15 protein-coding genes are annotated in these 25,887 nt (G+C 49.0%); 1 reads left to right on the forward strand and 14 read right to left on the reverse strand.

From position 1 onward, the window contains the following. Positions 1–28: 28 nt before the first annotated feature. From BMW93_RS23170 to BMW93_RS23190, 6 genes are all read right to left on the reverse strand, one after another. Positions 29–1,360 carry a hypothetical protein gene (locus tag BMW93_RS23170; protein ID WP_090381936.1) on the reverse strand — a complete coding sequence of 444 codons (1,332 nt, stop codon included), beginning with the start codon at positions 1,358–1,360 and terminating at the stop codon, positions 29–31. A gap of 40 nt (positions 1,361–1,400) precedes the next feature. Next, on the reverse strand, positions 1,401–4,196 hold the full coding sequence (locus BMW93_RS23175; RefSeq protein WP_090381938.1) for a TonB-dependent receptor: 2,796 nt from the start codon (positions 4,194–4,196) through the stop codon (positions 1,401–1,403). Between the two features lie 88 nt (positions 4,197–4,284). Further along, positions 4,285–5,046 carry a hypothetical protein gene (locus BMW93_RS23180; protein WP_143061710.1) on the reverse strand — a complete coding sequence of 254 codons (762 nt, stop codon included), beginning with the start codon at positions 5,044–5,046 and terminating at the stop codon, positions 4,285–4,287. Positions 5,047–5,156: 110 nt separating this feature from the next. Beyond that, positions 5,157–6,290 (reverse strand): DUF692 family multinuclear iron-containing protein, encoded by a 1,134-nt coding sequence (locus BMW93_RS23185; protein WP_090381944.1) that lies wholly within the window; start codon positions 6,288–6,290, stop codon positions 5,157–5,159. A gap of 6 nt (positions 6,291–6,296) precedes the next feature. Continuing rightward, positions 6,297–6,452: a hypothetical protein gene (locus BMW93_RS35550; RefSeq protein WP_177194176.1), complete on the reverse strand. Its 156-nt coding sequence runs from the start codon at positions 6,450–6,452 to the stop codon at positions 6,297–6,299. A 103-nt stretch (positions 6,453–6,555) separates the two neighbouring features. Next, positions 6,556–9,879, reverse strand: a complete 3,324-nt coding sequence (locus BMW93_RS23190; protein ID WP_090381946.1) for a C25 family cysteine peptidase — start codon at positions 9,877–9,879, stop codon at positions 6,556–6,558. A gap of 249 nt (positions 9,880–10,128) precedes the next feature. Here BMW93_RS23190 and BMW93_RS23195 point away from each other — a divergent pair, with 249 nt between their 5' ends. After that, positions 10,129–10,410, forward strand: a complete 282-nt coding sequence (locus BMW93_RS23195) for a hypothetical protein (RefSeq protein WP_090381949.1) — start codon at positions 10,129–10,131, stop codon at positions 10,408–10,410. An 83-nt stretch (positions 10,411–10,493) separates the two neighbouring features. On the opposite strand, the gene BMW93_RS23200 is transcribed toward BMW93_RS23195, so the two are convergent. The 8 genes from BMW93_RS23200 to rpoB form a co-directional block, all read right to left on the reverse strand. Further along, entirely contained in the window at positions 10,494–10,991 is a 498-nt protein-coding gene (locus BMW93_RS23200; protein WP_143061711.1) for a hypothetical protein, read from the reverse strand. A 103-nt stretch (positions 10,992–11,094) separates the two neighbouring features. Beyond that, the gene (locus BMW93_RS23210; protein ID WP_090381957.1) at positions 11,095–13,035 is read right to left on the reverse strand and encodes a KUP/HAK/KT family potassium transporter; all 1,941 of its coding nucleotides are present in this window, start codon (positions 13,033–13,035) and stop codon (positions 11,095–11,097) included. Between the two features lie 52 nt (positions 13,036–13,087). Further along, on the reverse strand, positions 13,088–14,059 hold the full coding sequence (locus BMW93_RS23215; RefSeq protein ID WP_090381960.1) for a hypothetical protein: 972 nt from the start codon (positions 14,057–14,059) through the stop codon (positions 13,088–13,090). A gap of 135 nt (positions 14,060–14,194) precedes the next feature. Further along, the gene (locus tag BMW93_RS23220; RefSeq protein ID WP_090381962.1) at positions 14,195–16,339 is read right to left on the reverse strand and encodes a xanthine dehydrogenase family protein molybdopterin-binding subunit; all 2,145 of its coding nucleotides are present in this window, start codon (positions 16,337–16,339) and stop codon (positions 14,195–14,197) included. Positions 16,340–16,341: 2 nt separating this feature from the next. Further along, complete coding sequence (locus BMW93_RS23225; RefSeq protein ID WP_090381966.1) at positions 16,342–16,803, reverse strand: (2Fe-2S)-binding protein; 462 nt, start codon at positions 16,801–16,803, stop codon at positions 16,342–16,344. Between the two features lie 94 nt (positions 16,804–16,897). Further along, positions 16,898–17,227 (reverse strand): DUF3467 domain-containing protein, encoded by a 330-nt coding sequence (locus tag BMW93_RS23230; RefSeq protein WP_090381969.1) that lies wholly within the window; start codon positions 17,225–17,227, stop codon positions 16,898–16,900. Positions 17,228–17,365: 138 nt separating this feature from the next. Beyond that, complete coding sequence (gene rpoC / locus BMW93_RS23235) at positions 17,366–21,688, reverse strand: DNA-directed RNA polymerase subunit beta' (protein WP_090381972.1); 4,323 nt, start codon at positions 21,686–21,688, stop codon at positions 17,366–17,368. Between the two features lie 87 nt (positions 21,689–21,775). Continuing rightward, the gene (gene rpoB / locus BMW93_RS23240) at positions 21,776–25,648 is read right to left on the reverse strand and encodes a DNA-directed RNA polymerase subunit beta (RefSeq protein ID WP_409013114.1); all 3,873 of its coding nucleotides are present in this window, start codon (positions 25,646–25,648) and stop codon (positions 21,776–21,778) included. Between the last annotated feature and the right edge of the window lie 239 nt (positions 25,649–25,887).

Genomic DNA, 25,887 nt, shown 5'->3' on the forward strand with positions numbered 1-25,887 from the left:
TAAATTCTGACACCAATTATATAAGATCTTAGTAATCTGCGTTTTGTGGATCGAAGTTGGTCCAGCCGGTTGTCCAGTCGGTGGTACCGAATGCTCCGATGTATGCGTTGGCTTCAAATCCGGCCGGCAATGTTACACCGCCTGTCAAAAGAGGAGAACCAGCCTGAGGAAGTACTTTCAAACCTGCGCCAAGCGTATTGTAAGCAGCATCCAGTTTCAAAGTAGCGATGTCGGCACCGAACATGTTTTTGCGGGCCGCATCTTTCAGCAGGGTAGTATCACCTGACACGATTGCTTTCGACATACCCGCCAAAGCCAATCCGCGGTAATCCGCTCTTCCAGCTTTGAAGTTAGCCTGTGTAGAGTCGCCTTCGAGTTCAAGACCGCCCTTGGGATAAGCTCCTGAAACAACTGAATTGTAGATGCTGACAGCTGAATTTCTGCGGATACGGAATGCCGAACGGTATTTGGCATTAGGAGTGCCAGGAGCAATGAAGATGCTCACGTTGCTGAATTTAGCGCTTGTTTTAGGTGCAGCACCTGATCCGGAAGCGTCGTTGTCCGATTCGAAACCATTTGAATCCGAGCATGAGCATTGGTCAGCAACAGCAGGGTCTCTCAAAGCCATTGCATACTGTACGTTTCCGCTGAAACCCCAGTCGGTATCGAAGTCATCGTCCAATGTACGGTATGAGATCAGGTGTTTTGCGTTTACGTTTCCGCCGAACCATTCGTAAGCATCGTCACCGCTGTATGAAACTTGTACAAAGTCGATTGTGGTTCCTGAACCTACGCCGCCAAAAGTGAGACCGTTGATTTCTTTATCCGTTTCAAAAGCGATACCAGCGAACTCGATACGTACATATTTCAAAGTACCTGAGTTATCAGCTGCATCCGTTCCTCCGAAAGTCGATACGTTTTCTCCTTCGATGGTAGCCGGATTTTTGTTTACCGGAGCTTTTCCAAGGAGGATGATACCACCCCAGTCGCCGTAGTTACGGGCGCCTTTTCCCTGTGAAGAAGTAAATACGATAGGCTTGGTAGCATTACCTTCCGCCATGATTTTCGCTCCCGGCTTGATGATCAGCGTACCTTTTGTCAGTTTATCACCTTTGATGATCGTTCCCGGTTCGATGGTCAGTATCGCGCCGTTGTCAACGTATACAAAACCTTCGAGAATATATTTGTTGGCAGCTTTCCAGGTTGTCGAAGCTGAAATTGTTCCTTTTACGGTAATTGTTTCACCCACTGGATTCGTTGGTCCCGGATCTTGTCCATCATCATCAGTTTTACATGACACAACTACGAACGATGCGGATAATACCAGCATTGCCAATAACCAAGTTGCTAACTTTTTCATTTAACAGGTCGTTTAATTGATTTGTTTTTAATTTTTATGATCAAAGTGTGTAGCGCAGGCCAATCATTGAATAGGTTCCTCTGCGGTATTTCTGATACAAACCGTCCGTTTTGGTATCGATCTTATTGTCACGGTTGGTATCCTGGTACAAGCGGAAAGGCTGGTTGAGCAGATCCTGGATGCTTGCACGGATTTCGAGGCGTTTGCCGATAGATTTGATAATGTTCAGGTCGATCACGTTACGCGGCATTTCGAAGATATTGGCGCTGATAACGTTGTCGCCGATAATGTAAATGCGCTTTCCGATCACGTTGTACAATGCGTTGATCTGCAAGCCACGCTCGTCGTCGTTGTAGAATAGACCGGCATTGATCAGGTAAGGCGATTGTCCTTGCAGGTAACGGTCGGTACTACCGGTAGTTACGTTCGTTTTCACGTCGCTGGTGATGAGCGATGCATTCAACGTCACGAGCATTTTGCTCAGGAAGGTTGCGTTGTCAGGGTTCGAAAGGGCTTTGCGAACTTCCAGTTCAACCCCTCTGGCATAAGCCGTTTTTGCATTGGCCACGGTAAATGCCACCGTGCTGCCGTTGTAGAAAATCGCCGCTTCGATCGGATTTTTGAATGTCTTGTTGAACAACGACAATGTGATCAGCTCACTTTTGCTTGGGTAGAACTCGTATCTCAAATCGTAGTTCTGAATCGTTGCATTTACCAGGTTCGGGTTTCCTTTGCGTGATACGTCGAAGTTGAAGTCGTAGTACGTGCTTGGTGAAAGCTCGCGGAATTCGGGGCGGTTGACAGTCGTGCTGTAAGCTGCTCTTACGGCGTGCTGTTCATTGAATTTGTAAGTAAGGTTAACAGAAGGCAGGGGAGTGAAAACCGGACGGTCTACATTTACCTCGATACCACCTCCACGCTCGAAACCTTGCAATTGCTGGCGGTTATATTCACCCCTGAAACCTACGGTTGCATTCAAATGCTCGGTGATAGGCCAGTAGAACGATGCATAACCCGCTGTGAGAAGGTTTTGTGCCGAATACTTATCGTCAAAGTTCGTTCCTTCCGTGTAATATACTTTGTCGGAAGCCAGGTTCGATTTTTGGAAGAATTGCGCCGGAGTTTGTGTCAGGAGTTCGTCTCCTACGCGGTTCGGGTTGACGATACCAAACCAGCGGGCCGAATATTTACGGTCTTTGTATTCAACATAAGTACCTACATTCAGTTTCGCCTGTTGCTCCGCTTCATCCTTTTTCGCGCCGATCAGCTGCTCGTAGGAAACGGTTCCGGTGCCCACGATCTCACCCAAACGTGAGTAAAAACGCGCCGCCTGTTGCAATGTCGGAGATTCGAATTGTTGCAGGTTGATCTGGAATGGCTCGTTAGTGTCAGTCTGGCGTGTCGAGGTAAACCTTCTGAAATCAGGCTCGTTACGGTAGGTATAACCCGCACCGGCGATCCAGCGAAGTTTCGATTTCGCAGTCAGTTCGTGCGTACCGCTCAGCTGGCCCGAGTAAATGCTCCTGGCTTCGTAACGGAAAGCTCCGTTGCTGTAATCCAGGTTATTTTCAATGTTTCCACCGCCACGGACAACCGTTTCCTTGTTACCCATTTGGTTGAACAGGTTGCGGAATTCGATCTTGTTTTTAGGATTGAGAATAAATGCCCAGTTCGACATGATACCCAAACGCGCATTCTCCTGCAAGAACTGGTCGTTGAAAAACTCCGTCTTCTGGCCTGGGAAATTGAAGCGGTTCTGACTAACGGTATTATTTATACGTGAGAAAGAATAGTTGATATAGGAAGTATTGGTAACCTCGACATCCTTGATATAGAACCTGCGGCTGAAATTGATACCCGCTCTCCAATCGGGGGATACATTGATCTGCTTTGGTGCGTAGTAATCCGGCAAATCCTGGAACTTCTGGATAATGGTTGGCGATTTCGCATTCAGGATAACCCCTCTTCTGTTCGGGAAATTATCAGGCAATGTACGCGTACCGTTCTCGATACCAAGGAATTCCAATCCGCCTCCCTTGTGACTGGTAGCCGAGCTGAAAGTAGTTCCTGCACGGTATCCGGTCGAGAAATTCACGGAGAAGCTGTTGCCGTCGGGGATGGTTTTAGTGTAAATTTTGATAGCCCCACCACTTACGTCGCCCGGAAGGTCTGCCGAAGCCGACTTGAAAACCAGCATCCGGTCAATGGCCGAAGAAGGGATCAGGTCAAAGGAAAAGGATTTAGTGTCTACCTCAGTAGAAGGAGTGATAATGTCGTTGAGGAGTACGGTATTGTAACGTTCGTTCAAACCGCGTACTACAATGAAACGGTCGTCGAAAATGGAAATACCTGGCACGCGGCGGATAACCGCAGAAGCGTCACGGTCCTGTGTCCGCTGGATTTGCTGGGCCGAAATACCCACCGCAATCTGCTGAACCTGTTTGATCTCCGTGATGACCGAAACTTCGGTGTTGGTCTGGCGTTGCCCTTTCACCACTACTTCTTGAAGCGTTTTGTTGTCTTCAACAAGCACGGCATTGATGAGCGTAGATTTGTCTGCTTCAACGCGGACGTTTTCGATGTCCTTCGTTGCGTAGGAAACGTAGCTGATCTGGATTTTGTAGGAACCTGCGGGGACCTTCTGAATTTCGAAGTTACCTTCGACATCCGTAACAGAGCCCAGTGGAGCGGTCGTTCCGATTATCTGAACAGTCGCGCCGATAATGGCCTCATTGTTCTTGCCATCCTTGACAGAGCCCTTGATGGACCCTACCTGGGCAAACGTAAAACCTGCTGTAATTAAAAGAAGGGTAATCGTCGTAATTAAGTGTTTCATAATCAGGTGTCATATTTTGACACAAAACTATCCTGCCCACATTACTTCGATATGTCTTTAATATTAAGTTATTGTTAAGTGCCGCCGGCTACATGATCGACAGCCGGTGCCTGTTTACCCACTTATAGGTGTCGTCATGAGACCCAAGTACATGCCTGCTCCTGTTGCATATGGCCGTACACCGGTTTTTGATTTGCTCGAAAATGTACCTTCTTTCTTCATTAAGCACATAAACCTTTTGAAGCAGGTGCTCGACTTCCTTTGTCAGATTCTCGGCTTGCAAGAGCAGCGTCTCGCAATGTGTGACGGAAAAAGGGCAGGTTTCGGGTGTCGACTGATTTTTACGAACCTTTTCTACCAACAACTTAAAATAGCCAAACAGCGTGCTGTATGAAAGAAAAAATGCACCGAGGTCCTTATCCAGGGTCGGCTTCGCAAAATCGTAAGGAGGGGCCAGGGGATTTTGCGCATATATCGCAGCGTACAGTTCTTTAACCTCATCCTGATGCGGCTTTTTCGAAGTCATATCGCGTGTGACATGTTTCTTTATCTCATAGGATGTTTCCTTGATACCATCCTTAGCCCCCTTGAAGAGTTGCTTTCTCGTCAGGGCCACGTCCACGTAGTTGTCAACAGCCTCGAAAAACGATATGCTTAAAATATCGAATAATGCCAGTTCTTCGCGTAGCCGCTCAATGGTATCAATATCGGATCTCGGGGTATAGATTTCCGATCCGCTTAGCAACTCGCAAATTGCATAAGCTTTTGAAATTCTCTTCGCGAGAGACCGTTCGAACGGTGTTTGGCTGGCAACTGATCTTTGGGTGCGTTTTTTTTCTGCAATCTCCATTTGAAATCAACCCGGGACAGGTCTTGACTGCTTTAAACAAGAATACCCACAAATTTATTTTTTGTCAGCAAATTACACGAATGTTATGTTATAATTAAAATTCCCTCGCCTTATTCAAAGCCATTCCGCCACTTCCGGGCAATGGCTATGGCCGTTTCAAGCATGTAAGGCGCCCAGTTTTCAACATTCCAGGCGGTATTGTGCAGATCGGAGGAAAGCAGCATGGTTCTTGCTTCATTTACATCCGAAGCCGTTTCCAGAATGCGCGATAGTTGAACCTGCTGCCTGTGCAGGCGGGGATCTTCCAGTGGAGTAGTGTTTGCATTTGCCGGCAGCGGTGCAAATGTATCTGCGGGTATTTGAGGAGATTTCGGCGTCAGCGATTTGATAATGCTGTCCATTCGAAGAAAGTCAGACTGGAATGCCGCCTGGCTCGACTCGTTATCAAGCGCGGTGCCTAATTGTTCCAGCACCACATATTTAAGATTCGGACATTTTGGAATTGCACTACCCAGGAATTCAAACACCACTTCCGGAACAGCATCGTCGTGCGTGTCCCTCCGCACCGGCCTGCCCGAATTCATCAGCGTGTGTTCCCAGCTCCCGCCCGAAATATGGATTTCCCTCACCTTATCCAGCGGGTAAAGCTTTATAATGTCGTCAAAAGCGATGTCAAAATTGTGAACCTGGCAGTAAATGTTGTGGAGGTCGAGAATGATGAAACCGTTTACGCTTTCTACCAATTCCCTCAGAAAGTCTCCGTGCTTTTTCACTTCGTCCATCGAGTACGAAAAAGCCAGGTTTTCCAGCCCCACCGGGCACCGGCATGCGTCCTGGATTCTTCGCAGGCGGTCTTTCCCCAGCGCCAGTGTCTGCGAAGTAAACGGAATGCCGATAGGCGCGCCTTTGTGAAAATCTTCACCGGTCATGAAACCGAAATGTTCGGTAATATGGTCGAACAGAAATTCGTCAGACAGTTTTTTGAGCTTATCGAGCCATTCCTGCTGCCCTGACGACCATTTTCCGGAAAACAATGAAAAGTACACGCCGTGGCCAATGAGCCGGTTACCATTACTGAATTCGCTCACCAGATCGGTAAACCAGGCCGGGATTTCATCAAATCTGAAAAGTGTATCGAAGGACCACTCAATGGCTTCCACCCTTTCCTGTTCGAACAAGGGCAAGGACGCCTGTAAAATATGGGCGTCCAGGTTACAGGCAATCGATGAGTAGATTTCAGACATGCATTATCACCCCATTCCACAAGCGGGGCACGGGTCCACGGTTTTGGTTTTGGTCGTTTTTTCCCCGTTTGGCCCGATAGTACTGTCTGTACAAGCAGTAGCAAGCGCAGTAACTGTAACCGCAACGGCAACAGCCTGCAATACCGATTTAGAAACTTTCATAATGCATTTCGTTAAGGTGGATTAGAATATAGGGGAAGGATGTATTTGAAATGCATTTGGTTGTAACTGTCTTTAATTAAATTACTTAAAACCTGAGGTACCGCTATTGAATGACGACCTTGCCTTTCCTTACGTCCAGCGTTTCACCCAATGCCCCGATTAGCAGAACCGTGTAACTATAAAGCCCGGGCATCACGTTGCTTTTAGGTTGCCAATACCATTCCATTACCGGCTTCTTGTCGGGAACCAACAAATCCTCGTCGTACAACTGGTTTCCCCGCTGGTCGTATATCAAATACCGAACCGACTTTAACGGCTGCGCCATAGCGCGTTTCAATTCGAAGCGCAGGTAGGAAGTGGTCGGATTGGGGCTTACTACGAGGCTATGTTGCATATCCTCCGGCTTCACAATTTTGAAATACATCCGGTAGGGTTGGGTAACCTCGTTGCCGGAGGCGTCCCGGGCGTTCACCATCATTTCGTATTTGCCCGGGGCAAGCGCTGCCGGGTATTCGACCTCCAGCGCATTGCTACCCGACGCGCGGACCTGTAAATGATTGCTTGCGTAAGGCATCCGTTCAAAATTGCATTCGTCGTTGCGGCAGGGCCGTATGAAAATATCAACAAGTGTGGTGTCGGCCGGAAGTGCCCGGTCGTCGGTGAGCGAGATGTTGAATACCGGGTTTGGCGGCAGGGATTCTTCCTGTTTTAGAAAACGGCCTCCGGTACTGACGTTCAGGATAGGCGGGATATTGTCTTTCAATGTTTTGTCCGAGAAGACCTGCATGTCCTTGACCAGATTCCAGTCGATTACCAATTCGGAGACATTGTTGTTGCGGGAAAGCTCCTTCAATGTCTGTGCTGCATCGATATGCACTTTGATGGATTTAACGTCTTTGCCGTTTGGAAAAGATATTTGAAAAACCTGTTTAGAAGCCAGGAATTTAATATTCACTTTCCGGAAAACCGGCGCTTTTTCACCCGTATAAATCACCTCCACCGGCACGACCTGTCCCGCGACAAACCGTCCCAGGTTCGTCAGCGCAACGCTCACCCGCAATGAATCCGATTCGCCGATCGTCTTGTTGACCGAATCGGAATACAATGTAATGCCTTCCCCGGCTTGCACGGCATAGTCGGGTCCGGCGACGGTAAGCAGCCGCAATGCCGGGTCGCCTTGCAGAAGCGATTGATGTACGTAGGCGATATTGTACTGATCTTTATGTTTGGATAAAACATCGTTAGCCACCGCCAATTGAATCTTCCCGATCGGCAGGCCAACGGTCTCGGTGTTTTCGAACATATGATGGTAGAGCGAACTGAGATACGTAATGCCCGGACTCACGAAGCTTTCAAACGAACTGGCAATGACCGCAATGGCGCCACGGTCAGGCGCTACCAGCCAGTCGAGGGAGAGTGTGATCCGGTCGGCGGCCTTGGGATTCGGCGGCGTCGGATTGAACCGGTTACAGAACACGTTCCCGACCCCGCAACCGTTGAAATACATCACCGGATATTTGTTCAGATTATGATAACCGCGGTTCGCATCCCGCACGTGCCCAATGCTCGGATCGGTAATCAATGTGCCCCCGTGCCCGAAAAACGTAATCATGCCCACCCCTTCGTTCAGATCGGCAGCGATATCCACGTTTTCCACTTCCTCGGTCGGCTGCTGCTTCACGTAGGATTTCACCGTTCCGCCAAAAATGCCTTTCTGCACCGCGGGCTCCAATGCACGCAGGTGATCGCGCAGCTGGACAATTTCGCCGGTCGTTTTGCCCCCGCTCAAATGAAGGACCTTCTTCCGCCAGCCCGCCTCCTCAGGCTCGATTGCCTCGTAAGCCTTTACTTTTTGAAGATAATCCGTGATATTCTGATTGGTTACCGCCGACAACCTGCCCACAGGAATTACCGGCGCATTGACCGCCCCTCCGGCTATCCCTTCTACGAGCAATGCATCAGAACCGGGATAGCCAATCGTAGGGACTTCGCCGGGAATCTCACGCACCATGCGCTCGTTTTGGGTGACGGACTTCCCTATCAGGAACAGGTACTTATCCTGAACGCCCCCGGAAAGCATGTAGGCCATGAATTTCTTGATCGCGACCGGACTTGGCTCGCCGTAATTGAAGTGGTCATAAATATCCTCTATTGCAAAAATGGCAGGTTTAAAACCTCCACCGGCCGATGAAGAACGGTAGTCGGCGTAGCTTTTCGCGCCGCTGCGTAGTGCTTCGGTTGTGATAATGATGTAGTCGGCGGCCTTGGGATCGTAATTTTGAAAATGCATTTCCCTGATTTTCGCAGGCGCGACATCGATCGTTTCACTTGTCGAGAGCAAAATCACGCTCTTGCCCGGCTGGCGCGGCAAAGGCAAATTGTCTCCGGCCCTGTTTAGCAACACCGGGTTATCGGCGTCCGTGATATCGATCATCCTCGATGCAAGCGGGACCTCTTTAACCGGTATACTGCTCCATTGATGCGAAACTGCGGGTAATAGGTACTCCTGCCGGGTTCCCATTTTGAGCTTTCCGGGGTATTCAATGGAATAATAGGCAATGGAAAACCGCTCATATGGATCACTGCTTGGACTGCGAATCACCAGCACACTTTTCTGCTCCGCATCCAGGTCTTCCGGCTTGATTTCAAATGCATATTCAACCGCAGCGAAACCAGTATTGTCCAATGCCTTCACCAGTCGCAACGCATTCTTGTTTTTACCGATGTAGAGTTCCAGTTTCCGGCTATTCTTGCTCCGTCCGTGCAGCATTAGTTTGATTTTCGGAGTACCTGCGTTACTTACAAAATCGTCCAGCTTAAAATCGATCACCGCTTCGCTTTTATCCTTATATACGAGGCTCGTCCTACTGGCTCCCAGTTCGTAATAGCTGTTCCAAAAGCCGGGGTTGATCGGGTAGTTCGTTCCGAAGGAATAATCCTGTTGAAAAACTTTGGTAATATGCTCATTGTGATGCGTTACCACCGGAATCGATCCGTCCGCGGGAGCGGGCGCGGCTTTCGCCCTGTTTCCGGGCCGATTGCCGACCGTCAGAAAATACGCGCCTTCGTCGGAATAAAAGCTGTAATAGGGGTTCATACGCGCGCTCATAGGCCGGTACAGCAGCGAATCGCTGGCCCCGTCGTTTGGACCAGCATAAAAAACGATTTCCTGATTAGCCGTGCTGATAATGGACACCTCCTTACCCCGGCGCCACAGCTGAAACTTATCGGGAGAGCTTACCGGGAATCCTTTGGGCAAAGCAGAGAATGGAACCCTGTGCAGGCCTTTTTTCAGTATTCCGATTTTTACATAGGGTTGATCATCATCGATCCAGCTGTTGGCGTAGGGCGCGGTCCACTGCGCATGCAGGTAATGCCCAACCAGTAAAATTACAATAAGCGAAATGCCCGTTTTGAAGTACTTCATATCCCAACGAATGTCTTTTGAATTCTCAATAAAACATCCCCTGCCGAGTTCTTCCCTTTCCGTCCATCCAACGCGAAATCCGGGTTAGTTAACGGATTTTACCGGCGCTTGTTCCTTGTCGTAGTTTTGTTGAAATATTTCTACTAGTTAATTCGATAGACCTTATTCAACTTACTGCATTCTTGAAAATGTATAATTTCTGGCACAGGATTTGATTCCCTCCCTTCACGTAAAATCAACTCAAGACCGATGGATACTTTTAAGTTTATGAAAGACGATTGGGTGAAGGAAAAAGACGGCAACCAGCTCATGCAGGTTGACGAATACCAGATCGTCGAGACCGTGGTCAATCACAACGGATCGGCCACGCTTCCCGTTACCAAACGGGTATTCAGCGGGAAGGTTTGGTGTACCTGGGTCAACAAGAACAAAGCGGTGATCACACAGCCGTTTTGGGAAGACGACCTGGAACCTGCTACACAGCGGCAGAACGACTTCCATACCTATCCTTCCCTGAATCACACACACTGACACCGGAACCTGTTCTCTCTTCTCGACACTAAACACCAAAGCCCGGAATCGCTTCCGGGCTTTCAGTTTCAATCTCACTTGTTTCACGGCTTTCTTCCCGGATCGGTTTGTGGCTGAGCCGAAGTGGTATCATCGGTTTCAGCGGTTCCCTTGCGGTTTTTCCTACGTTCTGAGCGGTTATTCCGTTTGTTATCGGCCGGCATCAGCGTGTCGCGTATAACGGCCCCCGAGCTTTTTTGTCCTTTAATAAGCGTATCCTCCGATGGTATCTGAGCGGGTCGGTTAGGCGACTGCGGCGAATTGAATTCAGGCTTCGTTTCAGGTGCTGTTGTCGGAACAGGACTTGTTTGCGGTACTGGCTTTGGTACTGACGGTTCCGGTGTCACCGGATTTTGTGCAAATACCCCGGCAATCCCCAGAAGCATTGTAAATATGCATGCAAGGTATTTCATGGTCCATTCTGTTTTAGTGAAAAAAGTTACCACTACTAAGGCACTTGTCCGCACTAAAAGCGTTCCAGAAATTAGGCACAGGCTCAGGCCTGTCACAGCATTTTCACCGGTGAATTCCAAAGAGCTCATCCACAAAATGCGTAGCGATATACCCAAAATGGGCGATAAGCCTTTGGATAAATGGGAATCTCAATATTAAGCTTTCTCCTCGAACTACTTCGCAGTCAACTTCTTAGCTATACACCCTTTTCATGCGGATTTTCTCGCTGGGTGTCAGCACCAAAGGCACTTTTTCGACTTTCACCGAGCTACTGTCAAGACCAAACCACTTGTCCTCCGATGTAGTAATTCCTTTAATCCCGAAGTAAATCTTCATGATCAGTTCCTCCATGAACGGCAGATCATTTTCGAGCGAAAGGTAACGTTCGAGTACAATGAACCGGAAGTCGCCCGTGATATTCTGCCGGCTAAGCGATTCGTACCGGCTGGTAATGTCCACTTCTTTGTTGAGCACCATATCCTCCACTACTTTACGGAAGAAAAGGTTGATACGCTGCTCGATCCGGAAGCCTAGGCGGAACGTCACCTTGATCACATCGTCCTCGGCAAGGATATTCACGTGGTAATCCATTGTGTAAGGCTCGTCTGTCGTTTCCACGTGTACAAACCAGTAAATATCCGCGCGTTTCGGCCGTTTGTAAAAGATCGAATAGATGATCTTGTTTTCGATCTCGCTCTCGCGCGACGCATTCGACATAAATATCAAATGCGTGGAATATTTGGGAATACTAATGTCGTTGCTCAGTTCCTTTAACGGTCCGATGTATTTTTCCAGGCTTTCGTATTCGGTCAATCGCATTTTGATATAATATGCTTTTAACCAAACAGTTATCACCAATCCGATAACGGTAGCAAGCACCAGCGAAACCCAGCCGCCGTGCGTGAATTTCAACAGGTTAGCGGCCAGGAAAGAGCCTTCGATAGCCAGGTAGATGACCAGAAAAACGATCACAATCGATTTGCTCACGCGCTTCACGTACAGGTATACCGACATCAGGATCGTGGTCATGATCATCGTAAGCGTGATCGCGAGCCCGTACGCCGCCTCCATATGTGAGGACTCTTTGAAATACAGGACAATACCGATACAGCCGGCCCAAAGGAGCCAGTTCACGCTCGGCACGTAAAGCTGGCCCTTTTGATCGCTTGGGTATACCAGCCGGACCTTCGGCCAGAAATTCAAACGGATCGCCTCCGAGATAAGCGTGAACGACCCGCTGATCAGCGCCTGGCTGGCAATAATGGCGGCCGTAGTGGCAATACCGATCCCCGGTAGCAGCCACCAGTCGGGCATGATTTCGTAGAAAGGCTTACGGCCATTCAGCAGATCGCCGGAATGCACGATCAGCCACGCACCCTGACCGAAGTAGTTCAGGATCAGACAGGTTTTCACAAAAACCCAGCTAATGCGGATGTTCCCGCGACCGCAATGGCCCAAATCGCTATATAACGCTTCCGCACCGGTGGTACATAGGAACACAGCCCCGAGCATCCAGAAACCGCCGGGATGGTTTGCCAGGAGCTGGTATGCATAAAACGGACTTAAAGATTTCATGATCTCCGGGTGATCGATCACCTGTGCAACACCCAGTACGGCCAGCATCAGAAACCATATCGCCATCACCGGACCAAATGCCCGGCCCACAATGGTCGTTCCAAAAACCTGAATAATGAAAAGCAGCGTCAGAATGGCGATTACGATCGGGATCGTCTGAATATCGGGATAAAGTATACGCAAACCCTCCACCGCGGACGACACCGAAATGGGCGGGGTAATAATCCCATCGGCCAACAGGGTACTCGCCCCGATAATGGCCGGGACGGTGAGCCAGGCTGCACGCCTGCGAACGAGCGCAAACAATGCAAGGATACCACCCTCACCTTTATTATCGGCCCGGAGAATGAGGATCACGTATTTAATGGTCGTTTGTAATGTAAGCGTCCAGAAAATACAGGAAACTGCCCCGTAAACGACGTCATTCGTAATCTTGTTGGTACCGATCACCGCCTGCATTACGTAAAGAGGCGACGTACCGATATCCCCGTAAATAATCCCTAATGCGACCAGAAGTCCCGCGGCCGATGCTTTATCCAGGTGTTTATGCGAACCCATTGACTAGTTTGTTGAAATGCGGTGCGAATTTAGAAAAATCCGGCCGCTTTCTTTAAAAGGTATAAAACTCGTAGGTCACCTTCCATTTGATCTCCTTGCCCGGCTCGGCAGCGATCTTAATGTAAGGTTCGGGGCAGGATGTGGTAGGGCAAGCCCAATAGACCAGCTTTTCCAGCGGCTGGTCACAGGTAATCCGTACGCCCGCTTTTGTTTTGGTATTTTCAATCCGAATATCATAATCCTTCGCAGTAGGCCCGAAGCCCTGCAAACCGGCGCTGAAAACCTGGTCGCCTTTGACCACTTCGCGCGAATAGTTCAGCATTTTACCATTGGCGTTGATAATGCTTCCAAATCCTCTGCCTTCTCCCTTCACTTCAAAAGGAAATACAATGCGGATATTCTCATTCGATGGCTCGTTATCGATCATGAAAAAGTTGTGGTTGTAGGTGCTCGCCACGATCGGTTTGGTACCCGTATTTTTCAATGTGTGTTCCAAAACGAGTTGTGGTTTGCCTTTTACCAGTTTCAATGTCTTGTGATACTCGTAGCCATATCCGGTTTCGTCTTTCAATTCATGCATGAAAGCGACCTGGTCGTTGCCCCTCGTAACCGACCATTTGCCCGGATTTTTAACCGCGTAATTGGTCGCAAACGAATACTTTTTATCATCGGGTTTGGTCAGGACCCCTACGCCGATCTTGACAAATTGCTCGCCCGGCTTTGCGTCATCGAAATTAAGCGGTGTAAATTCCTCCACGGGTCCCATGATCGCGTCGTGTAGCTTGGGATCATATGGCGCCTGGTTCCATGTGCCAAAATAGGTATGCCCTTTATATTCCAGACTAGGCACCACACCCGCCCAATCGAACCGGACGCCGCGGTAGTAGCCCTCATTTCCATCCGGCAAATACAGCTTTGCTTTGATGACTCCGTTTGAAATGTCGGTTTGCGGAAATTCCGCGATTGTGAATGCAGTGATAGCAATGCATATCAATGCAGAAAACAGTGTAACGATCTTTTTCATTGGTATTGAATGGTTTAGGAAGAAAAACAGGGCTGAATATCTGACATTTCTACCCCGCTATAAATAAAGACAGTAAGATAAAAATGCGGTATCACATTTTCACCTTACTGTCTTACAATTTGTACGAATTAATATTTACGAAATGCCTTTAAATGCCTCTTCATTAATAAAAGGCTGATTTCTAAGGCGTTGCTTCGTTGCTTTATAGAATGCATTTGCAACGGCTCCTCCTGCTGGCGGCAATGCAGGCTCGCCCAGGCCGGTCGGCGAAATTCCATTGTCGACGAAATGTACATCGACTTCCGGGATCTCGTTCATGCGAATCAACCTGAAACCATTGAAATTGCTCTGATCGGGCGTACCGGCTTTGAAAGTCATATTACCGAACATCGCGTGACCGATTCCATCCACGACCCCGCCGCGTACCTGCTGCAACGAGCCGCTTTTGTTGATTACAATACCGCAATCAACAGCCGCAATGACGTTTTTCAATGCAGGCTTACCTTTTTCAACCACTACTTCGCCTACCTGCGCCACATACGACCGGTGCGAGAAGTAAACAGAAAAGCCTTGGTGAACGCCTTTTTTCTTGCCCCAATTACTTTTTTCCGCCGCCAGTTTGATCACGGCGATCATCCTGTCGACATCATATTTCACTTCGCCAGCCGGTGACTTTTTCGCCTTTTCTAAAAGTGCCAGACGGAATTCGATGGGGTCTTTCCCGGCCGCTTCCGCCACTTCGTCGATAAACGATTGCTCTGCATAAGCAAGGAAATTGGTGATCGGTGCGCGCCACGGCCCCGTAGTAATAGCCGATTTATGCTCTACCGAGTCAATCAGCAGATTATCTACCGAACCGGATGGAAAATTATCCTCGCGGGTAGGGTTACCCGAGTTAATCCCCACCCCACGGAGTTTGTAGCCGATCATTTCACCATTTTTATCCAATGCCGCTTCAAACCGGTAGCGAACTGCAGGACGGTAAGTACCACCTGTCATATCATCTTCGCGGGTCCAGATTACCTTCACCGGTGCTTTTACCAGTTTGGACACGTGTACCGCTTCAATGGCAAAATCAGCCGAAAGCCGGCGTCCGAAGCCACCTCCCTGGCGGGTAATTTCAACGGTGATTTTTTCGGGTGGAAAGCCGGTGATTTTCGCCGCTTCCCCACGTGCGCGGTCGGGTGTCTGCGTCGGGCCTACGAGTTCCACGCCATCCTCGCGTACATGTGCGAAAAAGTTCATCGGTTCCAATGGGCTATGCGGCAGGAACGGGCATTGATATTCAGCCTTGATAACTTTCGCAGCACCTTTGAATGCGGCCTCCACGTCGCCATTCTTCCGGCGAACGGTGGCTTCGCCATTGTCCATGAGGTTGGAGAAAATGCGGTTGTGGTCTTCCGAGCTTTCAAGGTCGGCCGCTTTTTCGTACTCGATTTTGAGCGCTTCGCGTGCTTTTTTGCATTGCCAGGTAGATTTACCGACTACCGCGACGCTATTTTCAAAGGTTACCACATCCACAATGCCGGGCATTGCTTTGGCTGCCGCGGAATCAACCGATTTCAGTTTAAATCCAAAAGCCTTGGGCCGCTGGATAATCGCGAAAAGCATTCCTTCGCGATAGAAGTCGAGACCGAAAAGCGGCTTACCGGTGGCAATATTCTTGTTATCCACATTCCTGACCGACTGCCCGATCAGTTTGAAGGATTTTTCGTCTTTCAGTTTAATATCCGTCGGTGCGGTAAGCTTGCCCGCCGCCTCGGCGAATTCTCCGTAACTGCCTGATTTACCGGAAGCTTTATGAAACACCTTGCTGTCCGCAGTGGTGATTTCGGAAGCGGGCACGCCCCATTTGGCAGCTGCCGCATTGATAAGCAAATGACGTGCTGTCGCACCCGCCTTGCGCAGGCGCTCCCACGAATGCGGAACGGCGCCGCTGCCGCCTGTTACCTGGCGTTCGAAAGCCGCATTGTCCAAATGCCCCTGTACGGTTTTTACCAATTTCCAATCGGCGTCTAGCTCTTCGGCCACCACCATCGGAAATGCGGTCTTGATACCCTGCCCGATTTCCGGGTTTGGCGAAATAATCGTAATGCTGTTATCGGAACCGATGGACAGGTAGCTATTGAACTTCACCGAACCGGCCGCGATGTGCTTCGCGTCTACTACAACCGGCGCGGCAGTAGTATCCGACCAGTTGAATCCCAGGAACAAACCGCCACCGGCCGCAGCCGCGATCTTCATGAAGTCGCGACGCGATGTCTGATTTAAAGTGCTCATGGTTAGTTGGTTTTAGAAGCTGCAACTTTAACGGCTTCGCGAATGCGATGGTAAGTTCCGCAGCGACAAAGGTTGCCGCTCATCGCTCCGACGATTTCTTCGTCGGTTGGTTTGGGTTTTTCTTTGAGGAACGCCGCGGCTGTCATAATCTGGCCCGCCTGGCAATATCCGCATTGCGCTACGTCGACCTCGTCCCATGCCTTCTGTACCGGATGATCTCCTTTTTCCGACAGCCCTTCGATGGTGGTTACCTTTGCCTTACCTACGGCCGAAACCGGCAATACACAGGAGCGGACAGCCTTGCCATCCAGGTGAACGGTGCAGGCGCCGCATTGCGCGATGCCGCACCCATATTTGGTACCTACAAGGCCCAGATTGTCGCGCAATACCCACAGCAGCGGGGTATCTCCCTCTACCTCTGCATTGTATGCGCGGTTGTTAATTGTAAGTTTGAATGATGCCATGGTGATTAAGAGTTTGGCAAAAGTTACAAAAAATCATCAAGGAAGCCAAACTCCTAATTCGCGAAGTACCTGATTAATAGCGATATAGCCGCGCTTACGCTTCGCCTCCCGGGCCTCCGAAACTAATCGGAAAATTGAAGGTAGGCTCGTTGTCCTGCGAGTTCTGAATGGGGCCGTATTGGTCTTCGTATTTCTGGATATTGTCGCGCAATGCGGCAACGAGGCGTTTGGCGTGCTCGGGCGTTACGATAATGCGGGCTTTCACCTTCGCCCGCGGAACGCCGGGCATGAGGCGGATGAAGTCAAGAATAAATTCGCTATTGGAATGGGCGATCATTGCCAGGTTGGAATACACACCCTCTGCCATCTCTTCCGACAGTTCCACATTGATCTGTTGTTCGTTTTCCTTGTTTTCTTCTTTCATTGTTGGTTTTAAATAGCTGCGCTATTGAATTTACCGGGGAAATTACTAAAAATACCCCGCTTGGGAAAGCGCGGCTTGGAAAGCAAAGAGCCGGTCCCGCTGATGCAGGCCGGCTCTTTTTACTTATAATCAGCTGGATTACGCCAACTCTTTTTTCTTGCGTGATTGTCTCTCGCGAGAATCGGTCAGCGCATCGAATTCTTCTTTCGATCCAACGATCAGGTTTTCGTAGGTACGCATACCTGTACCGGCAGGGATCAGGTGACCTACGATCACATTCTCCTTCAAACCTTTCAGTTCGTCGCGTTTTCCACGAACAGCCGCTTCGCTCAATACTTTGGTTGTTTCCTGGAATGACGCCGCAGAAACAAAGCTTTCAGTACCCAAAGAAGCTTGTGTGATACCCATCAGAGTTGGTCTTGCAACCGCAGCTTGCGCATCACGGGCTGTAACCAGTTTCAGGTCACGGCGTTTTAGGCTTGAATTTTCATCACGCAAACGACGTACCGAAACGATCATACCCGGCTTCAATGTCTCGGAGCTACCAGCGTCCTCAACCACTTTCATATCCAGGATCTTATCGTTTTCCTCGCGGAATACCACGCGGTCAACAGCCTGCATTTCCAGGAAGTTGGTGTCACCAGCGTCGAGGATATCCACTTTCTGCATCATCTGGCGTACGATACATTCGATGTGCTTATCGTTGATCTTCACACCTTGCAGACGGTATACTTCCTGAATCTCGTTCACCAGGTATTCCTGAACCGCGGTTGGTCCTTTGATAGAAAGGATATCCGCAGGAGTGATCGCACCATCGGAAAGCGGGTCACCGGCTCTTACGAAGTCACCATCCTGAACAAGAATGTGTTTCGACAGAGGTACCATGTAACGGCGTTGTGTTCCGTCTTTCGATTCGATATGGATTTCACGGTTACCGCGTTTTACGCCACCGTAAGATACTACACCGTCGATTTCGGAAACCGTTGCAGGGTTAGACGGGTTACGTGCTTCGAACAATTCGGTCACACGTGGCAGACCTCCCGTGATATCGCGTGTTTTACCAACAACGCGTGGAATTTTCGCCAGCGGCTGACCAGCCTTGATAGCTGCACCTGCTTTCACAACCAGACGTGCTCCAACAGGAAGGTTGTAACCTTTTTCAGTCTGATCTTTCAACAACGTAGACTTACCTTTCACCACGATAGCCGGGTTTTTGGTTTTGTCACGTGTTTCAATGATCACCGACTCCTGGAAGCCTGTTTGTTCGTCAAACTCTTCACGGAATGTGATACCTTCTTCAATAGCGTCGAAGGAAACAGTTCCTGTGAATTCAGAAAGGATTACCGCGTGATAAGGGTCCCAGGTACAAAGTTCCTGTCCTTTGAATACGGTGTCGCCTTCTTTCACTTGCAAATGCGCACCGTAAGGTACGTTGTTCGAGATCAGTAGTTGTTTCGTTTCAGGGTGAACGACTTTTACTTCACCTGAACGGCCCATTACTACGGTTACTTCGTCGCCTTCCGAGTTAACAGACTGTACGAGACGAAGGTCTTCGAACTGGATCAAACCGTCGAATTTCGCTTTGATGTTGGCTTCAACAGAGATGTTGGAAGCCGTACCACCCACGTGGAATGTACGGAGTGTCAACTGTGTACCCGGCTCACCGATCGACTGGGAAGCGATTACACCAACTGCCTCACCGATATTCACCATCTGGGCAGATGCCAAGCTACGTCCGTAGCATTTTGCACAAACACCGTCACGGGTTTCGCAAGTCAGTACCGAACGGATTTCGACAGTTTCAATCGCCGTCTCATCAATGTAAGAAGCAATCTCTTCTGTGATCTCCTGACCCGATGTAAGGATCAATTCGTTTGTCAACGGATCGAATACATCGTGTACACTTACACGTCCGAGGATACGTTCCGACAATGGTTCTACGATGTCCTCATTGTCTTTCAACGCAGAGATCGCGATACCACGAAGCGAGCCGCAGTCCTCTTCCACTACTACCACGTCTTGTGCAACGTCGTGCAAACGACGGGTCAGGTAACCCGCATCCGCAGTTTTCAACGCGGTATCGGCCAAACCTTTACGCGCACCGTGGGTAGAGATAAAGTATTCCAAAACGTCGAGACCTTCCTTAAAGTTGGAAAGGATCGGGTTTTCGATGATTTCACCCGCACCACCAGCGATGTTTTTCTGAGGCTTGGCCATAAGACCCCTCATACCACCCAACTGACGGATCTGCTCGCGAGAACCGCGGGCTCCGGAGTGCATCATCATATAGATTGAGTTGAATCCGCCTTTGTCTGTTTCCAGTTGCTTCATCAACGTCTCTGTAATGCGTGAGTTAACGCGCGTCCAGATATCGATTACCTGGTTGTAACGTTCGTTTTCCGTGATAAGACCCATCAGGTAGTTGTTCCAGACGTTTTCAACATCGCCTTTCGCCTGCTCGATGAGTTTCTCTTTTTCACTTGGAACCATTACATCGTCCAATCCCATTGACAAACCGCCTTTGAATGCCATTTGGAAACCAAGTTCTTTGATTTCATCAAGGAATTGAGCCGTACGGGCCACACCAGCTTGTTTGAATACCAAACCGATGATCTGCTGAAGTTTCTTTTTAGTCAACAATTCGTTGATATAACCTACTTCCTCAGGAACAGCCTGGTTGAACAGGAGACGACCTGCGACAGTGTCGATCAGTTTGATCTCGAATGTTCCATCCTCGTTACGTACGCGGACGCGGCATTTGATATTCGCATGTTTCGAAAGCTTGCCTTCGTTGATCGCGATGATAACTTCATCAGGACCGTAGAAAATCTTACCTTCTCCGATGATCGGATATTGTTCTGTGCTTACACGTCCTTTGGTCACATAATACAGACCCAAAACCATGTCCTGAGATGGTACCGTGATCGGCGCACCGTTGGCTGGGTTAAGGATGTTGTGTGAAGAAAGCATCAGCATAGACGCTTCCAAAACGGCTTCCTGACCCAGTGGTACGTGTACCGCCATCTGGTCACCGTCAAAGTCAGCGTTGAATGCCGTACAAACCAATGGGTGAAGCTGGATCGCTTTTCCTTCGATCAGTTTAGGCTGGAATGCCTGGATACCCAAACGGTGAAGTGTCGGAGCACGGTTAAGCAATACCGGGTGACCTTTCAGTACGTTTTCGAGAATATCCCAGATCACAGGGTCCTTGCGGTCTACGATCTTCTTCGCTGATTTTACAGTTTTAACAATTCCACGCTCGATCAGCTTGCGGATAATGAACGGCTTGAAAAGCTCTGCCGCCATATCTTTGGGCAAACCGCATTCGTGCAGTTTCAATTCAGGACCTACCACGATAACCGAACGACCAGAATAATCGACACGCTTACCAAGCAAGTTTTGACGGAAACGGCCTTGCTTTCCTTTCAGCATATCTGAAAGTGATTTCAATGCACGGTTACCTTCTGAACGTACCGCATTCACTTTACGGCTGTTATCGAAAAGCGAGTCAACCGCTTCCTGCAACATACGCTTCTCGTTACGCAAGATCACCTCAGGTGCCTTGATTTCGATCAGACGTTTCAGACGGTTGTTACGGATAATTACACGACGATAAAGGTCGTTCAAATCCGAAGTCGCGAAACGACCACCATCCAGGGGCACAAGCGGACGCAATTCTGGTGGAATCACCGGTACCATTTTGATCACCATCCATTCAGGGCGGTTTTCGATACGGGTATTCGCATCACGGAATGCTTCTACCACTTTCAGACGTTTCAAAGCTTCCGCTTTACGTTGCTGAGAAGTGTCGGTAGCAGCCTGGTGACGGAGCTCGTAAGAAAGTTCGTCGAGCTTAATGCGGCTCAACAGCATTTCTAATGCATCGGCACCCATTTTCGCGATGAATTTGTTGGGATCCGTGTCAGGAAGCAACTGGTTTTCGCGTGGAAGCTTATCGATGATATCGAGGTATTCATCTTCTGTCAGGAAGTCGAGGTAGCTAACGCCGTCCTCTTCCTTGATACCTGGCTGAACAACCGCGTACCGTTCGTAATAGATGATCTGATCTAGTTTCTTGGTAGAAAGTCCCAGCAGGTAACCGATTTTGTTCGGCAAGCTGCGGAAGTACCAGATATGTGCAACAGGAACTACCAATTCAATGTGCCCCATGCGCTCGCGGCGAACCTTTTTCTCGGTCACCTCTACACCACAACGGTCGCAGATAATTCCTTTATAACGGATGCGCTTGTATTTCCCGCAGTGACATTCCCAGTCTTTTACAGGACCAAAAATGCGCTCGCAGAACAGACCACCCATCTCCGGCTTGTAGGTCCGGTAGTTGATGGTTTCAGGCTGGGTTACTTCACCGAAGGAGCTTTCTAGGATAGACTCCGGTGACGCCAGACTGATCGTCATTCTGGAAAAGTCGCTGTTTAATTTTTTATTCTTTTTGAAAGACATAATAAAGAGTCGTTTGTCTGTTAGTCGAAACTAAATGATTGCATTTCTAAGCGGCGCATTCTGCAATGCGCCGCTTACGACTAAAAATTAGTCCAGTGTAATCTCCAATGCTAGTCCACGAAGCTCGTGAACAAGTACGTTGAATGACTCTGGGATATTTGGTTTCGGAAGGTTTTCACCTTTCACGATCGCTTCATACGCTTTGGCACGGCCCACCACATCATCGGATTTCACAGTAAGGATCTCCTGAAGAATGTGCGATGCACCGAACGCTTCAAGCGCCCACACTTCCATCTCACCGAAACGCTGTCCACCGAACTGCGCTTTACCACCCAATGGTTGCTGGGTAATGAGCGAGTATGGCCCGATAGAACGCGCGTGCATTTTATCGTCAACCAAGTGGCCCAGTTTCATCATGTACATCAGACCGACGGTTACAGGCTGGTCGAACTGCTCACCAGTCAAACCATTGTACAGATAAGTACGTCCCCAATCCGGCAGACCGGCTTCTTTCAACTCGGCAGCAACTTCCGCTTCGGTAGCACCGTCAAAGATCGGTGTTGCGTAACGGCGACCAAGTTTCAGACCAGCCCATGCAAGGATGGTTTCGTAAATCTGACCGATGTTCATACGGGAAGGTACCCCGAGTGGGTTCAACACGATGTTAACCGGTGTTCCGTCTTCCAGGAATGGCATATCTTCGTCACGAACGATACGGGCTACAACCCCTTTGTTACCGTGGCGACCTGCCATTTTATCCCCTACTTTCAATTTACGTTTCTTAGCGATATATACTTTCGCCAGTTTCACGATACCGGCAGGTAACTCATCACCTACTTCTAATGCGAAACGATCGCGTTTGAAGCGGCCCATTACTTCACTGCGGGCATTCAGGTAGTTTTTCAACACCAATGAAACCTGAAGGTTGACATTGCTATCCTCGCTCCATGAGTCAGTCAGAACGTCTCCGATAAGGTTAACCTCTTCGGGAACTGCGTACTGGCTTTCGTCACGGTACGGGTTATTGGCGGGGAAGAGGTTCTCCGAAATGTTTCTCACGTTGAACTTCATTCCTTTGCTGATCAGCTCGTCACCGAATTTGTGCTTAACACCTGAGCTGGTTTTGCCATCTGTCAATGTTACCAGCTTATCGATCACACGTCCGCGCAATGCGGTCAGGTCACGGCTGTATTTTTTCATCAACAGACGCAGCTCGTCTTTATGTTTTGCACGCTCTTCTTTGGTTGGGCGCGAGAACAGTTTGGTATCGATTACCACACCTTTCATCGATGGCGGCGCTTTTTTAGAAGCATCCTTCACATCACCGGCCTTGTCACCGAAGATCGCACGAAGAAGTTTTTCTTCCGGGGTAGGATCTGATTCTCCTTTTGGAGTGATTTTACCGATCAGAATATCGCCTTCTTTTACTTCTGTACCTACTTGTACGATACCGTTTTCATCGAGGTTCTTAACAGTTTCCTCGCTTACGTTCGGGATCTCAGCGGTCAATTCTTCTTCTCCGCGTTTCGTATCACGCACTTCGAGTTCGAATTCTTCGATGTGGATCGAAGTAAAGATATCGTCGCGTACTACTTTTTCGGAGATTACGATCGCATCCTCGAAGTTGTATCCTTGCCAAGGCATGAATGCAACCAGAAGGTTACGGCCCAATGCAAGTTCACCACCTTCTGTACCATAACCCTGGCAAAGTGGCTCGCCTTTCTTCACTTTCTGGCCTTTAAGAACCATTGGTTGAAGGTTAAGGCAAGTATCCTGGTTGGTACGACGGAATTTAACGAGATCGTAAGAAACGCTGTCGTCGATGAAGCTCACAAGGCGATCATCGTCTGTACGGTCGTATTTCACGACAATCTTCTTCGCATCTACGAATTCGATTTCGCCGTCGCCTTCCGCTACTACCAATGCACGTGAGTCCATTGCTACGCGACGTTCCAGACCAGTTCCTACGATAGGAGCCTGTGGGCGCAACAGAGGCACACCCTGGCGCTGCATGTTAGATCCCATCAAGGCACGGTTCGCATCATCGTGTTCAAGGAACGGAATCAGCGAAGCGGCAACAGACACGATCTGGTTGGCAGCAACGTCCATATAAGATGCCTGCGAAGGATCCACCATCGGGAAGTCACCTTCGAAACGCGTCTTGATTTTTTCCACCGTAAAGTTTCCTTCTTTATCAACAGAGGCATTTGCCTGTGCGATATATTTGGAATCTTCTTCTTCGGCAGTCATATATATAAGCTCGTTGGTCAGCTTACCAGCGCTGTCGATTACGCGGTAAGGAGTCTCAATGAAGCCCATTCCATTCACTTTCGCGAATACGCAAAGTGACGAGATCAGACCGATGTTCGGACCTTCCGGAGTTTCGATTGTACACAGACGACCGTAGTGGGTGTAGTGAACGTCACGAACCTCGAAACCTGCTCTTTCACGGGAAAGACCACCTGGCCCCAATGCCGACATACGACGCTTGTGGGTAATCTCAGCCAATGGGTTCGTTTGATCCATGAACTGAGAAAGCTGGTTGGTACCGAAGAACGAGTTGATTACTGATGACAATGTTCTTGCATTGATCAGGTCAACAGGTTTGAAATCTTCGTTGTCACGTACGTTCATACGCTCTTTGATGGTACGCGCCATACGTGCTAGACCCACGCCGAACTGAGCGTACAACTGCTCGCCTACGGTACGTACACGACGGTTTGACAAGTGGTCGATATCATCGACTACCGCTTTCGCATTGATCAGACCGATCAGGTATTTCACGATCGAAACGATGTCGCCGGTTGTAAGGACGCGAACGTCGAGGCTGGTATCTGATCCCAATTTCTTGTTGATCCGGTAACGGCCTACATCACCCAGGTCATAACGTTTGTCGGAGAAGAACAAGCTCTGGATCACGTCGCGTGCAGTTTGCTCATCCGGTGCTTCCGCGTTACGCAGCTGGCGGTAAATTTGCTCAACAGCTTCCTTGTCGGAGTTTGAGCTATCTTTTTGAAGCGTATTATAAATGATGTTATAATCCGCAACGTTCATGTCCTCTTTATGCATGATAATCGATTTCTGTCCTGATTCCAGGATTACATCGATATCATCCGCAGAAATCGTAGAGTCACGTTCCAGCAACACTTCGTTACGCTGGATTGAAACTACCTCGCCGGTATCCTCATCCACGAAGTCCTCAGTCCATGTACGGAGAACCCTTGCCGCCAACCGGCGTCCTACTGCCTTTTTCAGGTTAGCAGGTGTTGCGCTGATTTCTTCTGACAAGCCGAACAGGTCGAGGATATCTTTATCAGATCCGAAACCGATCGCTCTCAAAAGGGTAGTTACAGGGAACTTCTTCTTACGGTCGATGTACGCGTACATCACGTTGTTCACGTCCGTAGAGAATTCGATCCAGGAACCTTTGAATGGAATAATCCGCGCAGAATATAGTTTAGAACCGTTGGTGTGCTTGCTCATGGAGAAGAACACGCCCGGTGAACGGTGAAGCTGAGAAACGATTACGCGCTCAGCGCCATTGATCACGAACGAACCGCGTTCGGTCATGTAAGGAATGTTTCCTAAGAATACTTCCTGCTCAATGGTTTCAAATTCTTCATGATCGGCGTCGTTGCAGATCAAACGCAGTTTCGCCTTCAAAGGCACTGCGTAAGTCAGACCGCGATCGATGGACTCGTCAACGGAGTACTTTGGTGGTTCAAGGAGATAATCGATGAACTCAAGAACGAAGTTCTCGCGTGAGTCGGCGATGGGAAAGTTTTCAGCGAAAACTTTGTACAATCCTTCTCCGGAACGGTCTTCAACCGATGTATCCAGACTAAAGAAATCACGGAACGACTGTACCTGGATTCCCAAAAGATCAGGATAATCGATAATCTGATTAATCCGAGAGAAGTTCTTTCTTGGTGTTTTTGGATTAATTGTAGCCAAGGCTATGTGTGATTTGGGTTAGCAGAAAAACTAATTAGTTTTAACCTAATCTATTGCCTCGTAGAAGAGTAAAGTTGACGCCCCTGTTCTCCTTTCCTACGAGTAAAGAAGTGTTTCGGGCAAATCAGCTTGGGGAGATAATGGGGCGATCTCGTCGCCACCTCTAACCAGAACGATAAAAAAAAGCTTTTCGTTTGGTTTGTATACAAAAACAGGAAAAGACCTGACGGTTGTCAGGCCTATTC

This window comes from Dyadobacter sp. SG02, from assembly GCF_900109045.1.
Lineage (GTDB): Bacteria > Bacteroidota > Bacteroidia > Cytophagales > Spirosomataceae > Dyadobacter.

What these genes read in the sequence shown, in the direction of transcription:
- BMW93_RS23195 (WP_090381949.1), top strand. Translation starts at nt 10,129, where the DNA reads ATGGATACTTTTAAGTTTATGAAAGACGATTGGGTGAAGGAAAAAGAC.
- BMW93_RS23185 (WP_090381944.1), bottom strand. Translation starts at nt 6,290, where the DNA reads ATGTCTGAAATCTACTCATCGATTGCCTGTAACCTGGACGCCCATATT.
- BMW93_RS35550 (WP_177194176.1), bottom strand. Translation starts at nt 6,452, where the DNA reads ATGAAAGTTTCTAAATCGGTATTGCAGGCTGTTGCCGTTGCGGTTACA.
- BMW93_RS23225 (WP_090381966.1), bottom strand. Translation starts at nt 16,803, where the DNA reads ATGGCATCATTCAAACTTACAATTAACAACCGCGCATACAATGCAGAG.
- BMW93_RS23190 (WP_090381946.1), bottom strand. Translation starts at nt 9,879, where the DNA reads ATGAAGTACTTCAAAACGGGCATTTCGCTTATTGTAATTTTACTGGTT.
- BMW93_RS23200 (WP_143061711.1), bottom strand. Translation starts at nt 10,991, where the DNA reads ATGAGCTCTTTGGAATTCACCGGTGAAAATGCTGTGACAGGCCTGAGC.
- BMW93_RS23180 (WP_143061710.1), bottom strand. Translation starts at nt 5,046, where the DNA reads ATGGAGATTGCAGAAAAAAAACGCACCCAAAGATCAGTTGCCAGCCAA.
- BMW93_RS23220 (WP_090381962.1), bottom strand. Translation starts at nt 16,339, where the DNA reads ATGAGCACTTTAAATCAGACATCGCGTCGCGACTTCATGAAGATCGCG.
- BMW93_RS23210 (WP_090381957.1), bottom strand. Translation starts at nt 13,035, where the DNA reads ATGGGTTCGCATAAACACCTGGATAAAGCATCGGCCGCGGGACTTCTG.
- rpoC (WP_090381972.1), bottom strand. Translation starts at nt 21,688, where the DNA reads ATGTCTTTCAAAAAGAATAAAAAATTAAACAGCGACTTTTCCAGAATG.
- BMW93_RS23170 (WP_090381936.1), bottom strand. Translation starts at nt 1,360, where the DNA reads ATGAAAAAGTTAGCAACTTGGTTATTGGCAATGCTGGTATTATCCGCA.
- BMW93_RS23230 (WP_090381969.1), bottom strand. Translation starts at nt 17,227, where the DNA reads ATGAAAGAAGAAAACAAGGAAAACGAACAACAGATCAATGTGGAACTG.
- BMW93_RS23215 (WP_090381960.1), bottom strand. Translation starts at nt 14,059, where the DNA reads ATGAAAAAGATCGTTACACTGTTTTCTGCATTGATATGCATTGCTATC.
- BMW93_RS23175 (WP_090381938.1), bottom strand. Translation starts at nt 4,196, where the DNA reads ATGAAACACTTAATTACGACGATTACCCTTCTTTTAATTACAGCAGGT.